The organism is Candidatus Methylomicrobium oryzae, from assembly GCF_016745425.1.
Lineage (GTDB): Bacteria > Pseudomonadota > Gammaproteobacteria > Methylococcales > Methylomonadaceae > Methylomicrobium > Methylomicrobium oryzae.
This window is the reverse complement of sequence record NZ_JAERVK010000019.1, coordinates 88,857-102,950: the sequence shown is the minus strand read 5'-3', so window position 1 is coordinate 102,950 and position 14,094 is coordinate 88,857. Positions and strand designations below refer to the sequence as shown.

Sequence of the window (14,094 nt, the reverse complement as noted above, 5' to 3'; positions counted from 1 at the left end):
TGAATCAATAGTTGTGTACACGGCATAGTTTATCTGAAACTGATAGGTGATGAGCCGTAAGCGCCAACCATTGACGCTGCCTTTGAAAAGCCCGTATGATGGGCTATTGCTGTCAGCCAGGAATGCCGCCATGGGACAAGAAATCACGCGGACCCAATTTGAAGAAGGCGATTTTATCGCTTTCCGCCAGAGACTTGTCCGGGAAACCATGTTGCTCAAGCAGGTAATCGAACGGAACGCGTGCTCGAAGCGGCCGCCCGTTGCCGGGTTCGAGGTCGAGGCCTGGCTGGTCGACAGGGCGATGCGTCCCGCGCCGGTCAATAAACAGTATCTGGAGACGCTGAACGATCCGCTGGCCAGCGCCGAGCTCGCCAAGTTCAATTTCGAACTGAACTGCGAACCGGCGCCCCTGACCGGTAGTGTATTCGGCCAACTGCACGACCGCCTGGAGCGCATCTGGCAAAACGCCGTCCGCCATGCCGAAGGGATGAATCACAACGCGGTCATGATCGGCATTCTGCCGACCCTTGCGCAAAGCGACCTGCACCTCGGCAACATGTCCGAGATGCACCGTTACAAGGCCTTGAACGAGCAGATCCTGCAGGCGCGCGGGATGCCGATCCATATCGATATCCACGGCAGCGAACATCTCAAATTCGACCATCATAATGTGATGATCGAATCGGCAACGACCTCTTTTCAAACGCACATTCAGTTGCCGCTGGAATCGGCGCACCATTTCTATAACGCCTCGATCATCGCCTCCGCTCCCGTCGTGGCGGTCAGCGCCAATTCGCCGTTTCTGTTCGGCAAGGAGCTCTGGCACGAAACCCGGATTCCGTTATTCGAACAGGCCGCCGAAACAGGCGGTTACAACGGGGCAGCACGCGGCCCGCTGCATCGCGTCAGCTTCGGCTCGGGCTATTTGCGGCAGTCGGTGTTCGAATGCTTCGAAGAAAATCTCGCGCATTTTCCGCCCTTGCTGCCGGTCAATCTGGATACTGACGCCGAACAGTTCGCGCATTTGCGCCTCCACAACGGCACGATCTGGCGCTGGAATCGCCCCCTGATCGGCTTCGACGCGGACGGCACGCCCCATATCCGGATCGAGCACCGGACGCCGGCCGCCGGCCCGACCCCGGTCGATGCGATCGCCAATGCGGCGTTCTATTTCGGCTTGGCGCAAAACCTCTGCGAGCAGGCGATGCAGCATGGCCTGCCGCTGACTTTCCCGGAAGCCAAGGACAACTTCTATCATGCCGCCCGGCACGGTCTCGACAGCACGCTCGTCTGGTCCGACGGTTCCCGGCACCGGATCGAGCAGCTTTTGCGAACCGAATTCCTGCCGCGTGCGGTTAAAGGTTTACAGTCATTCGGCGTCAGTGCATCCGACATCGACAATTACTTGGGAATTATCCGCCAACGCCTCGCAAACAAGCAAAACGGCTGCGGCTGGCAAAGGCGCTATGCGGGAAAACATCAACGCGATTTTGCAGCGATGACCCGTTCCTATCTCAAAAATCAGAACAGCGGCAAACCGGTCGGCGAATGGCAGTGACGGAGCGTCTTTTTACCCAATTGGACAGCCTGCCGGCCGGCTTGCTGGATATCGACACGGTGCGTTTACGGGCGCTGTTGCCGAAACCTACGCTGATTCATCTGGCGGGCAGGCTGGACGAACCGCTGTTCGTCTCGGTGCTCTTGCACGGCAACGAACCGACCGGCTTCATGGCCGTGCAGCGCCTGCTCAAAAAATACCGAAATCGGGAACTGCCGCGGTCGCTCGCGCTCTTTTTAGGCAATGTCGATGCAGCCGCACGCGATGTCCGCCGGCTGGAGCACCAGCCCGACTACAACCGCATCTGGCCCGGCACCGAATTGCCGGCTTCCCCGGAAACCGCGATGGCTGCGGCGGTATTCGAGGCGATGCGGGAACGCCGGCCCTTCGCAAGCATCGATATCCATAACAATACCGGCCTGAATCCGCATTACGCCTGCATCAACCGGCTCGATAACCGCTTTCTGCAGTTGGCAACGCTGTTCGGCCGGTTGGTCGTTTATTTCAGGCGTCCTACCGGCGTACAGTCGGCCGCATTCGCCGAGTTATGCCCTTCGGTAACGATCGAGTGCGGCCGTCCCGGCCAGCAATACGGCGTCGATCATGCGTTCGAGTTTCTGGACAGCAGCCTGCATCTGTCCGCGTTGCCGGAGCAGCCGGTGCACGTCGGCGACATCGACCTGTTCCATACGGTCGCACAGGCCCGGATTGCCGACCATGTCTCGTTCAGCTTCAGCCGAAGCGACTCGGATTTATTATTAAGCGAGGATCTGGAGCGGATGAATTTTACCGAAATTGCGGCGGGCACGGTGCTGGGGCAGGTTAGCAAGGTCCCGCTCTCCTCCCTCCTCCTCGTCCAGAACGAACAGGGCCATGATGTGGCCGGCCAGTTCTTCGGCCTGCACAACGGCACGCTGCAAATCATCCGCCCGACGATGCCATCGATGCTGACACTGGACGAGCGCGTGATCCGACAGGATTGCCTGTGTTATTTGATGGAACGCCTGAATTTTTCCTGCCCCTGACTCTCACCGATGAACGAATCCTTTACCCTGCATCCGCGTCTGGCGGAAGACGCCATCACGCTCGGGCGCTTCGGATTGTGCCGGCTCCTACTGATGAACGACAGCCGCTATCCCTGGTTTATTCTGGTGCCGGAAAAAACCGGCCTGACCGAAATTTATCAATTATGCCAGGTCGATCAGATCACCTTGACGGCGGAATCGAGTTTTCTCGCGGAAAATCTTGCAGCCCTCTACCAGGCCGACAAAATGAATATCGCAGCCATCGGCAACCTGGTTCCCCAGCTCCATATCCATCATATCGTAAGGTATAAGACCGACCCGGCCTGGCCTGCTCCGGTGTGGGGAAAATTCGACCGTATTCCTTATTCCGAAGACAAGATCGCTGCGATTTTCGAACAGATAAATGCCCGCTTTAGAGGCTTTTTAGTCGAGGTTTAAAAACCCGAGGAGAGAGGGGGCCGGCGCCGCAGGCATCTGCCTGCGGCGCCGGTTGAAGCGGCAAGATCACTTGCCTATCTTAAGCGCCAAAAAGATCGGATTACCGCGCCGCTGAACCAGAAGCGCAATCGGTTTGCCTTCCGGCAGGTTTTTGGCCACCTTGTCGAAATCGGCGACGTTTTTGATCGCCGCACTCTGAATGCGCAAGATCACATCGCCCGGCTGAATTCCGGCCTCCTTGGCCGGCCCTTTGCCGACATTTTGCACGAGCACTCCGTTCTTCGTCACTTCCAGCGCTTCCCGCTGCTCGGCGGTCAGTTCGGTGACGGTAATGCCGAGTTTATTATCGGGTTTGATCTGGCCTTTATTGCCGGCATCCGCCAACTTTTCCTCCTGCTCCGGCAACAAACCGATCTGGATCGGCACGGTCATCGTCTCGCCTTGGCGGATCAGCTTGATTTCCGCTTTTTCATCGATCGGCGTCATGCCGACCATCGGCGGCAGCTCGCCCGAGGTTTCGATTTCGTGGCCGTTGAATTCGGTGATGATATCGCCGATTTGAATATCGGCCTTCTCCGCAGGGCTGCCCGGAACGACTTTCGCGACCAGCGCCCCGTGCGGACGCTTCATGCCGAACGATTCGGCCAGCTCGCGGGTCACATCCTGGATTTGCACACCGAGCCATCCGCGCGACACCTTGCCTTTCGTCTTGATCTGATCGACGACATTGCTCACGATGTCCATCGGAATCGCGAACGACAAGCCCATGAAACCGCCGGTCCGGCTATAGATCTGCGAATTGATGCCGACGACTTCCCCGTTCATATTGAACAGCGGGCCGCCCGAATTGCCCGGATTGATCGCCACGTCGGTCTGGATGAACGGCACATAATTGCCGCCGGGCAGGCTGCGCCCTTTCGCACTGACGATACCGGCCGTTACCGACTGCTCGAAGCCGAAAGGCGAGCCGATCGCCAGCACCCATTCGCCGACCTGCAGTTTTTCCGGCGATCCGATCGTTACGGTCGGCAAGTCTTTGGCTTCCACTTTCAGCAGGGCTACATCGGTCCGTGCATCGGAACCGACCAGTTTTGCAAGCAGTTCCCTTCTGTCGGTCAGCTTGACGACAATTTCGTCGGCATCCTTGACCACGTGATGATTGGTCAGCACATAGCCGTCCGACGAGATGATGAATCCGGAACCCAACGATTGCGTATCCCTCGGAATGTAATCGCCCCCCGGCCCATTAAAGAAATGTTTGAAGAACTCTTCCATTTCCGGAGGCAAGCCTTCGGGCAGCTGTTGTTCGGGAGGAAGATTGCTGGTTTCCGGAGAAGCTTTTTGGGTGGTACTGATGTTGACGACCGCCACGCCGTTTCTTTTGACCATTTCGGTAAAATCAGGCAATTGCGCGTACACATCATGGCCCCACAAAAAGACCAGAAAAACGGACCAACCGAGCCTTTTAAGCATAAAATTTCTAATCCCAATCAATAAAAATTATCACCTGTCCGCTCATGAGCATGAGCGACAGGGCCGAAAATAAACTGTTCAAAAATTAAAGAGCGCCGATTCGCACAGCTTAGCCGAACAATGCAGCGCGATAGAAAAAGCTCAAAGCGCTGCATATCGGGACAGCCCTGTCGGCTTCCCGGGTCATCGATCCGACTTTCTTACGCATCAAAAGTTATTTTGGCTGAAGTTTCTGAACGATTGGCGGGTTCAACCTGACGCCCTCAACGATAGATTTCACGGCCTCCGGCGGTGCCTCGCCCATTGCCGTTATCTGATAATCTCCAAGACTGAGGCTGTAGTAATTGGTTGCGCCGACCGACCGCAACCCCAGCTCCATCTCGGGACTTTTGTTTTCCTTATAGACGGAAATCGACGTGAGGCCATCGCTCATCAATAAATAATCGACAGGCAAATGGGAATCGTGCATCGTTTTTCGCGCAAAATAGATCGGTCTGAAACCGGCGGGTGAGTCCGTTACGGTAAACGGTAAAACGCCGGTATTGCCGTCTTTTATTGCCTGCCCCGCCAACGTATTTGCTTGTCCGGCCTCGGGTCCCGCTTCCCTGAACGGCAATGCCGCCTTGACATGCTGTTCGGTGAATACGACCTGTTCGAGAAGCGCGCCCGAAGCATCGTAGACGGCGGTTTTCAACGGCAAAAACTGAAGCTTTTCGACCCAAATCCGCCGCGCATACCGAAATTCGTCTTTCGGCTCAATATCGATCACATAGGCGGGAAGCATCGCCACGTCTTCTTTGCCGGAGAGCGAGAATTCATAAAAATCGTCCAGCTCGGCCAGCGTTCTGGAAAAATTGACCAAAAAAGAGCGCTCGTAGGGCCGATGGTCGAACACCACGCCTTGCGTATCGTTGTAACGGCAACTGACCACATCGCCGTTCCTGACGACTTCCCGCAAAGGCGAGTTCAAAGCGACCAGGCGCTCCTGCTCCTTTCCATGATCGACCGCATGAAAATATTTCATGGTTTCGAGCCTGCCGTTGCGCCAAAACACGACAGTGCCTTCGTAATTGAGAGTCCTCAAGGCCTGGATCATATTCGTCAAGATATGTCTGGCAGTTAACTTGTTATCTTCAGCGAAAACCGATCCGGTTGAAAAGAAAAATATCAGGATGAAGCGAACAACCAGCGTCATTTTTGACTGTATTGAGTGACTTGTGCGTAAGGGTGGAAGCCAACCTCTCCCTGCGTGTAAATGCTGCTGTGAGCTTGCAGATAATCGCTGATTTGTCGGTTGACCGGATAGGAAGCTCGAGGTATTGTGGAAGCCACCGGTTTAGGAGCGGGAGCGGAGTCAGTCGAGACGGCCGAAGACTTGATTGCGGCGACTACCATTTTCTGGTTCGGAGCCGGCTCGGGCCGCTGCAGGTGCGCAACAAGAGCAATCACCGCAACCGACGCGGCGGCGGCAGCAATTTTTTGCGGACGCGTAAAACGTCGGTTTCGAATCCAGCGCCGTTCGGCGTTCGGAATCAGGTAAGTCGGCTCGAGCTGAATCCGGCTACTGACTGAACTAACGAAATCGGGCCTTGCCGCGACCAATAAATCGTCGTTTTTGATTGCGTGACTGACCGTCTCATAACGGCGCATCTTGTCGGCCAGCTCGGAATCGATCCGCATTTTTTGTAAGAGGCTCAATGCTTCGTCTTCAGGAAGCTCATCGTCCAGGAATCGAGAAATTTTTTGAATCAGATCTTCATGCATCGAATATCACCGTCAATCGAGCAGGGGGTTGAGTTTACTATCAATTGCTTCGCGCGCCCTAAAAATGCGTGAACGCACGGTTCCTACAGGGCAATCCATCGCCTGAGCAATCTCCTCATAGCTCATTCCTTCAAATTCCCTCAGCATAATGGCCACCCGCATTTCTTCGGGCAGTTTTGCGATCGCCGACTTGATTGTCTCGACAATCTCGCGGCTCAGCAGTTCCCGTTCGGGAGTTTCCTGACCATGCAGTTGCGGCAGGTTTTCATAGACTTCCGCATCCTGAACATCTATCTGCATATCGACATTTCGTCTCGACCTGGACATCAGATAATTTTTCGCCGTATTGATCGCGATCCGGTAGAGCCAGGTATAAAAAGCGCTTTCGCCGCGGAAACTGCCCAGCGCCCGGTAGGCTTTAATGAAAGCCTCCTGCGCGACATCTTGGGATTCGCTCGGATCTTTAACATAGCGATTGACCAACTGGACAATCTTATGCTGGTACTTGATCACTAGAAGATCATATGCGGACTTGTCGCCCTGCTGCACTCGCAATACCAGGTCTTCGTCCAATTGTTCGCTCGCCCTTGAATGACTCTTCACTTGTGCCTGTGGATGGTAGAATGGACAGAATTAAACTGTATTAGTTCGGCAGTAACAAAAATAATTGCTCTCGCGGCAAAAATGGCTATTATCCATCATGCTTGCGAACTAAGCCAGCCTAGCCCTTAAGGAAGCTCCGGATAAGCGCTCTCTTCTTCCTGGAAAAGGTCGAAACGAGAAGATAAGCTATTGATTTAACATATCTCCGCCCCAGCCTTTTCCTAACGAGAAAAGGAGTTTATCCGCTTGATTCGTGGTTTTCCTTAAGCAAATGTATTTTTTTTGTTATACCGTATTCAATTAACATAAATTGCCGATTAATACTAGTCTCAACCGAACGCACTATGCTTTCGCCCGGTTAGCAAAACTCATTCTCCGGCTATCACTCCGCATATCTTCTTCACTTTCAGATGCATACTCCAGCACCCTATTATGATGTCCTGATCATCGGCAGCGGCGGCGCCGGCTTAAGTTTAGCTTTAAAATTGGCCGAGCACGGCCTCCGTCTTGCCGTACTTTCGAAATTTGCGTTAACCGAAGGCAGCACTTTTTATGCACAGGGCGGTATTTCCGCCGTATTCGACGCTGGCGACTCGATCGAATCGCATATCGAGGATACCCTGATTGCCGGCGCCGGCCTCTGCGATCCCGAAATTGTCAGATTGACCGTCACGCACGGAAAAAGCTCAATCAATTGGCTGCGCAGCCAGGGCGTGATTTTTACCGGGGAAGAAACCGAATCCGGCGAATTCAAACTGCACCTGCACCGCGAGGGCGGGCATTCTCACCGCCGCATCGTACACACCGCGGACGCGACCGGCAAAGCCGTCTCTCTCTCGCTGATCGAACGTGCGCGCGAGCATGCCAATATCGAACTGTTCGAAAACCACAACGTGGTCGAACTGATCACCGGCCCCGCAGAAAACAACGACAGCCCGACCGGCAGGCGCATTCTCGGCGCCTATGTGCTGGATACGGAGAAACAACAGGTCAAAACGATCGCCGCGCGCACCGTCGTGCTGGCAACCGGCGGAGCCAATAAAGTCTACCTTTACAGCACCAACCCGCAAAGCTCGACCGGCGACGGGATAGCCTTGGCCTGGCGTGCGGGCTGCCGGGTCAGCAACATGGAATTCATGCAGTTTCATCCGACCTGCCTCTATCATCCCGAGGCACGCGCCTTTCTGATCAGCGAAGCGGTGCGGGGCGAAGGCGGCAAGCTGATCCTGGCGAACGGCGCGCCGTTTATGCACACTTATGACGAACGCGGCGAACTCGCCCCCCGCGACATCGTCGCCCGCGCCATCGACGCGGAAATCAAAAAGCGCGGCATCGACTGCGTCTACCTGGACATCAGCCACAAGCCGGAAGCCTTCATCCGCGAGCACTTCCCGACCATTTACCAGCAATGCCTCGACTACGGCATCGACATTACCCGCCAGCCGATTCCGGTCGTGCCGGCAGCCCACTACACCTGCGGCGGCATCATGACCGACAGCTATGCGCGCACCGACATCGCCAATCTGTATGCAATCGGCGAAGTCGCCTGTACCGGACTGCACGGAGCCAACCGGATGGCCAGCAATTCACTGCTCGAATGCCTGGTCTTCGCGGAACGCGCCCATATCGACCTGGTCAGGAGATTGCCGGAGATTGCTCCGCCGCCGACGCTTCCGGCCTGGGACGAGTCGCAGGTCAGTGATTCGGATGAAGAGGTCGTCGTCTCGCACAACTGGAACGAACTCAGAAATTTCATGTGGGATTATGTCGGGATCGTCAGGACCGACAAACGGCTGCATCGGGCAAGGAATCGGGTCGAACTGCTCAAGAAGGAAATCGCCGAGTATTACGGCAATTTCCGGGTCACCAGCGATCTGCTCGAACTGCGCAATCTGGTCATCGTTGCCGAATTGATCATCCGCAGCGCCATGCTGCGCAAGGAAAGCCGGGGACTGCATTACACGCTGGATTACCCCGAACCCGACCAAAGTCAACCGCCTCAGCCAACGGTCTTGCGCCCGGTGAGACGTAAGGGACGGAACACCTACGAAATGGGCGACTAAGGACAGGCTTTTCCTGAGCCCTCTTCGCAAGGCGGCAACCGGCTCAATGTCTCAACAGCCGATCGACCTCATGCGCGGCGCGGTCGCAATCGAAGGCGGTCTTGACGACTTGCCGCTGCAGGCTCAGGCCGCTGCCGAGCCCTTCAATATCGCGGGACACATATTCGTTCAATGGCGCACAGACCAGCTGCATGCGCTGTTCGGATTTCAGCAAGCCGGGAAAGTCGTTGCCCTCGTCCGTTGCCGTCAGCATCATCACCTCGCTGGTCATCCGGTTTTGAAAGCGGAACACTTCTTCGACATAGCGCGCAAACTCTTCCTTGCTCAAACCTGTGCCGCCGAGATTGCCGACCCATGGCCACGCGCACCCCGCCAACAAGAAAATCAGCATCAAGATAGGCAAACGAAAAAAATACGGCTGCGTCATAGTCGATCGGCTATTCAAACAGGGGGCCCTCTAAACGACCCGGTTTAAAAGCCATCAAATATACACAAATTCACTGTCCGCGTGGATAAAAATCCACAAAACCTCTACCAGGCAAAAATTCGGCCGATCGGCGCGCTTCACCCGATCAAGCAGTCGAGTACAGACAAAACGGCTTTGCGGTGAATCATCGTTCAAAACCCGAGCCTCACGCTCTGCCGTAACCGCCTGCCGAGCCCGAATCCCCACGTCTTCGATCAATAAAATACCTTTGATATTTTTTCCATTTTTTGTATCATCGTACAAATACGCTTTTTTTGCGGTTTTCTTTCGGAGCAAGGGTAAGGGTTTTTAACCGCTTTGGTAAGTGTGTGCGCGACGGCTCATGTGGATTCCTCGCCCAAGCGAATTAAAAATTTGTAAAGCGCGGACTAACAAACCGGTAGCGGGCCTCTGTCGCTCATGTTCATTGGTGTACTGAATACCGAGTATCCGTTCGCCAGCCCGAAACATGGCGGCAAGCATGGGGCTTTTTATACCAACAATAATAAATTTAACAGACCGGTGTGAAGACATGACTGAAAAGACTTTAAGCAGATACCTGTCCAATCTGGAAAAATACTTCGCCAGCGACAGCCCGATTTTGCAAAAAACCGCCAAAGTCTTTCATGAGCTCGACCAGCTGGAGTACGACCTCGGCCTGATCGGTGCGGACGACACCACCGCCACCAAATGCTCCTGGTGGCCGATTGTCACCTTGATCGGCGGGGCATCGAATGCCAAGTCGAAATTCATGAATGCTTATTTCGGCTCCGATCTCCAGCTCACCGGCCTGCAAACCTCGCATAACAAATTCTCGGTGCTGCTGCACAACAATCAGACCAGCCCGACCACCCTGCCGGGTACGGCGCTCGATGTCGATCATCGTTTCCCGTTTTATCAAATCAGCCGCAAGCTCGAACAGTTGCAGCCGGGCGAAGGCAGCCGCATCAACGCCTACCTGGAACTCAAAACGCTGCCGAGCGATCACCTGAAAGGCAAGCTGTTCATCGAAGCGCCAAGCATCAGCGCGACGCCTGCTACCGCCGTGACGTCCTTTCTGGTGAGTTACGCAATCGAGAATTCCGATACGGTATTTGTTTTCACCGATACCTTCGAGACGCCGTCGCCTTTGCTGGATGACCTGATCGAACAGATCAAACGGCATCAGGACACCAACAAAGTGATTTATCTGATCGATGCCCCTGCCGCGCTGAACTCGGCAAGAACCGGCGAGATCATCTCCAGCTGGCAGCGGCGACTGGCCGATCTCGGCATTTCCTCCGGCCAGTTCATGATTTTGCCGAGCCAGGACAGCGGATTCATCCCGCAGTCGGGCAAGGTCGACTTCAGCCTGATCGATCAGCGGCTTGCCAATGTCGGCTACGACCGGACGTACCGGATTTTGCAGGCACTCGAAAGCAATATCGCCGAAATCGAAAACGTCATCGTGCCCGAAGTCAAAAAAGGCATCGCGACCTGGAAAGAACGAGTCAACATGTCCAGTCTGCTGGTGCTCAGCCTGTTCATCGTGCTCGCGCTGTTCGCCGAAATCAACACCGGCATTGTCCTGGCGACGCTGATCGACCCGATTTTGGGACCGATTTCGTTGCTGGTGCTGATCGTGATCATGACGCCGATTCATTTGATCTTTAGCCGGCTGCACGCGAAGATGGTGATCAACCAGTTGAATAACCGGCAAAAGGAACTCAACCTGCTCGAGAATCCGGCCGGGATGTTCGAAAAAAACCTGACTTTCTCGCGGATGATGCTGCCGGTCACCGAACCCGCCCTCTGGAATAAAAAAACCAAGGTCCGGCTGGCTCAACTGACGAGCAGAACGAAGGATCTGGTCCAATCGCTGAACGACACGTTCAGCGCCTATAATGCACAGCTTTTCGACGTTTTTGCCGACAACAAGGGGCCCAAACAAATACCCTGATTAAACATCATCGGCCGCTAGCGTACCATACGGGTTCGTACCACCATGGCAACCGTCGACATCATCAGGCAGTATCTGCCTTTATGCTGGTTTAGGCACAATCCGCTCGAATTGACCCGGTCGACCGGTTTCTTTAAGCAGAATCTGATTTTTTATTTCCTGGTCCAGTATTTCCTGCAGGCCAACATGACCGACGATCCGATCGAGTCGTTTTACGAAGTCGCGCTCGAAACGGGGTTAACCGTGCTGTTTATCGGTCTGATGATGTTTTTCAATAAAACACTGTACGGTTTCGTGCAGGTGACGACCGCAATGATGCTCTGCGCGAATGTGGTCGCTCTGTTCGTCATACCGGTAATGATCTGGGTGACCGTCAGCGAGGATCCGTTCAGCTATTACCTTCTGTTTGCGCTGATTTTCTGGGATTTTACTCTGGTTACCTACATCTTCAAAAAGGTCGTCGAAATCAATGTGATCGCCAGCATCGTGCTGGCTTTGCTGTATTTCATAACGACCTATCTCGGCGCGTTCGGACTCGGTCAACTGATTTGACCCTTCGCCTTGGCAGCGGAAGGTTTCGCCGATCGCCTTGCTTCTAAAACCGCTCGATATCCGAAAAACGCAAGCGGCCCTGATGCACATGCATCGCTCCCCATTCCGCACAGCGGTGCAAGCTCGGAACCGCCTTGCCGGGATTCAATAACCCCTCCACGTCGAAAGCGCGCTTGACCGCCTGAAACTGCTGCAGTTCGTTTGCCTGAAACTGCAGGCACATCTGATTGATTTTTTCGATGCCGACGCCATGCTCGCCGGTGATCGTGCCGCCTACCGCAATGCAATGCTCCAGGATCGCCCCGCCCAGTTGCTCCGCCCTAGCGAGCTCACCGGATTTTGCCGCATCGTAAAGAATCAGCGGATGCAGATTGCCGTCGCCGGCATGAAATACATTGGCGACGGCCAAACCGTACTGCCGGGATAAGTCGGCGATTTTTTTCAGCGTTTCGGCCAGAAAACGGCGCGGAATCGTGCCGTCCATACAGTAATAATCGGGGCTGATTCTTCCTGCCGCCGGGAAGGCCGATTTACGGCCCGCCCACAATTTCTGCCTGTCCGCAGGCGTGGCGGCGACGTCGAGCCGATAAGCGCCGCATGCATCCAGCAAGCCGAGCGCGCGCGCCAAATCCTCTTCGACCTGCTCCCGCATCCCGTCGAATTCGACGATCAAAATCGCCTCCGCCTCGGCCGGGTAACCGGCTCCGACAAAATCCTCGGCCGCCCGGATAATCGCGTGGTCCATCATCTCCAGGCCAGCGGGCAGCAGGCCTCCCGCAATGATTTCCGAAACCGCCCGGCCCGCCTTTTCGACCTCGTCGAATGCCGCCATCACGACTTGTGTATCCTCAGGCAGCGGCAGCAGCTTGACGGCGATTTCGACCGCAATGCCAAGCAGGCCTTCCGAACCGACCATCAGCGCCAGCAAATCAAGCCCCGGCCCATCCAGTCCGCCGCTGCCGAGCGTCACCAGCTCGCCGTCCATCGTCACGATCCTGACTTCCAGCACGTTATGGGTCGTCAAGCCGTACTTGAGGCAATGCACTCCGCCGGCATTTTCCGCGATATTGCCGCCCAGGGTACAGGCAATCTGCGACGACGGATCGGGCGCATAAAACAAGCCGTAAGGCCGCGCCGCTTCCGAGACCACAATATTGCGCACGCCGGGCTGCACTCTGGCCAGCCGATTAGCGGGATCGAGTTCGAGGATCCTGTTCAGTTTGGATAAAACCAGCAGCACCCCGTTTTCCAGCGGCAAGGCGCTCCCGGCCAGCCCGGTTCCTCCTCCTCTGGCCACGACCGGCACGCCGTGGCGGCTACAAATTTTCATGATCCGTTGAATCTGTTCCACGTTCTCCGGCAACAGCACCACCCAGGGAAGGCAGCGGTACATTGACAAGCCGTCGCATTCGTAAGGGCGTAGCGCTTCGGCCTCGGTCAAAATCGACGCGGGCGGTAACAGGCGCCGGAATTCTTCAAGCAGGCGGTTGCGGTCGACCTGATGGTGAATTTTTTCGGAAGGGTGCGGATGTGTTGTTATCATACGCGGTTTGCGGTCCAGATTCGGAGTGATCCTTGTATTGTGTCAAATCTCAACACACGATTGAAGACAACATCAAAAAGTCGCGATTCATCGCGATGATTTTTCCATGCCGGGACGAGCAAACGGTCGCCCGGCACCTGCACCGTCTGCATGGCGAATACTCCGACGCCACGCATGTCGTTTACGCTTACCGCCTGAGGACGCCGCAAGGCTTCGTCTACCGGTTCCACGACGCCGGCGAGCCGTCCGGCACGGCCGGAAAACCGATTTTTCAACATCTGGAAGGCAAAAATCTGATCGACGTGCTGCTGGTGGTGGTCCGCTATTTCGGAGGCATCAAGCTCGGTGCCGGCGGCTTGACCCGCGCTTACGGGAACGCAGCCAAGCGGGTGATCGACGAAGCCGACATCGAACCTTTTATCGAGATGGCCAATGTCAAATTATCGGTGACGTACAGCCAGCTGCAGCCTCTCGAATATCTGCTCAAAAAGCTGAATGGGCGTATCGTCGATCAGCAGTTTGCCGAGCAGATCAACCTTGTGCTCGAACTGCCGGCGGAACAGTTGCCCACGCTGCAGCAATCCTTTCCGCTGTTCGAAAAAATCTGACGAGAAGTTAGGATTCGGCTCCAAACCACTTCACGGCCCAAGACCTGCCGGGTTTTAAAAAC

14 protein-coding genes are annotated in these 14,094 nt (G+C 55.3%); 7 read left to right on the top strand and 7 right to left on the bottom strand.

The annotated features are described in order from the left end of the window. Window positions 1-130 precede the first annotated feature (130 nt). From JJL52_RS18560 to JJL52_RS18550, 3 genes are read left to right on the top strand one after another with little or no spacing between them, the layout of a single operon-like run. A complete protein-coding gene (locus tag JJL52_RS18560; RefSeq protein WP_202053995.1) occupies window positions 131-1,558 on the top strand; it encodes a glutamate-cysteine ligase family protein in 1,428 nt (475 codons plus the stop codon). Continuing rightward, entirely contained in the window at window positions 1,549-2,583 is a 1,035-nt protein-coding gene (locus JJL52_RS18555; protein ID WP_202053994.1) for a M14 family metallopeptidase, read from the top strand. Before JJL52_RS18560 ends, JJL52_RS18555 begins: the two co-directional genes overlap by 10 nt. Before the next feature lie 9 nt (window positions 2,584-2,592). Then, entirely contained in the window at window positions 2,593-3,021 is a 429-nt protein-coding gene (locus tag JJL52_RS18550) for an HIT domain-containing protein (RefSeq protein WP_202053993.1), read from the top strand. A 66-nt stretch (window positions 3,022-3,087) separates the two neighbouring features. On the opposite strand, the gene JJL52_RS18545 is transcribed toward JJL52_RS18550, so the two are convergent. From JJL52_RS18545 to rpoE, 4 genes are all read right to left on the bottom strand, one after another. After that, window positions 3,088-4,494 carry a DegQ family serine endoprotease gene (locus tag JJL52_RS18545; RefSeq protein WP_202053992.1) on the bottom strand — a complete coding sequence of 469 codons (1,407 nt, stop codon included), beginning with the start codon at window positions 4,492-4,494 and terminating at the stop codon, window positions 3,088-3,090. Window positions 4,495-4,708: 214 nt separating this feature from the next. Then, on the bottom strand, window positions 4,709-5,599 hold the full coding sequence (locus JJL52_RS18540; RefSeq protein ID WP_272901760.1) for a MucB/RseB C-terminal domain-containing protein: 891 nt from the start codon (window positions 5,597-5,599) through the stop codon (window positions 4,709-4,711). 86 nt (window positions 5,600-5,685) lie between these two features. Further along, window positions 5,686-6,258 carry a sigma-E factor negative regulatory protein gene (locus JJL52_RS18535; protein ID WP_202053990.1) on the bottom strand — a complete coding sequence of 191 codons (573 nt, stop codon included), beginning with the start codon at window positions 6,256-6,258 and terminating at the stop codon, window positions 5,686-5,688. A 12-nt stretch (window positions 6,259-6,270) separates the two neighbouring features. Then, window positions 6,271-6,861: an RNA polymerase sigma factor RpoE gene (gene rpoE / locus JJL52_RS18530; protein WP_005374805.1), complete on the bottom strand. Its 591-nt coding sequence runs from the start codon at window positions 6,859-6,861 to the stop codon at window positions 6,271-6,273. 410 nt (window positions 6,862-7,271) lie between these two features. Between rpoE and nadB the strand changes: the two genes are divergently transcribed. Next, on the top strand, window positions 7,272-8,924 hold the full coding sequence (gene nadB, locus JJL52_RS18525) for an L-aspartate oxidase (RefSeq protein WP_202053989.1): 1,653 nt from the start codon (window positions 7,272-7,274) through the stop codon (window positions 8,922-8,924). Window positions 8,925-8,967: 43 nt separating this feature from the next. Here the strand turns inward: nadB and JJL52_RS18520 are convergent, their stop codons facing one another. Continuing rightward, the gene (locus tag JJL52_RS18520; RefSeq protein WP_236994353.1) at window positions 8,968-9,315 is read right to left on the bottom strand and encodes a hypothetical protein; all 348 of its coding nucleotides are present in this window, start codon (window positions 9,313-9,315) and stop codon (window positions 8,968-8,970) included. A gap of 90 nt (window positions 9,316-9,405) precedes the next feature. Continuing rightward, window positions 9,406-9,687, bottom strand: coding sequence for a hypothetical protein (locus JJL52_RS18515; protein ID WP_202053987.1), 282 nt, complete (start codon window positions 9,685-9,687; stop codon window positions 9,406-9,408). A 235-nt stretch (window positions 9,688-9,922) separates the two neighbouring features. Between JJL52_RS18515 and JJL52_RS18510 the strand changes: the two genes are divergently transcribed. After that, entirely contained in the window at window positions 9,923-11,329 is a 1,407-nt protein-coding gene (locus tag JJL52_RS18510; protein WP_202053986.1) for a P-loop NTPase family protein, read from the top strand. Between the two features lie 45 nt (window positions 11,330-11,374). Continuing rightward, complete coding sequence (locus tag JJL52_RS18505) at window positions 11,375-11,881, top strand: hypothetical protein (protein WP_202053985.1); 507 nt, start codon at window positions 11,375-11,377, stop codon at window positions 11,879-11,881. 43 nt (window positions 11,882-11,924) lie between these two features. Here the strand turns inward: JJL52_RS18505 and JJL52_RS18500 are convergent, their stop codons facing one another. Further along, a complete protein-coding gene (locus tag JJL52_RS18500) occupies window positions 11,925-13,424 on the bottom strand; it encodes an FAD-linked oxidase C-terminal domain-containing protein (RefSeq protein ID WP_202053984.1) in 1,500 nt (499 codons plus the stop codon). A gap of 32 nt (window positions 13,425-13,456) precedes the next feature. Between JJL52_RS18500 and JJL52_RS18495 the strand changes: the two genes are divergently transcribed. Further along, on the top strand, window positions 13,457-14,032 hold the full coding sequence (locus JJL52_RS18495; RefSeq protein ID WP_202053983.1) for a YigZ family protein: 576 nt from the start codon (window positions 13,457-13,459) through the stop codon (window positions 14,030-14,032). The last annotated feature ends 62 nt before the right edge of the window (window positions 14,033-14,094 follow it).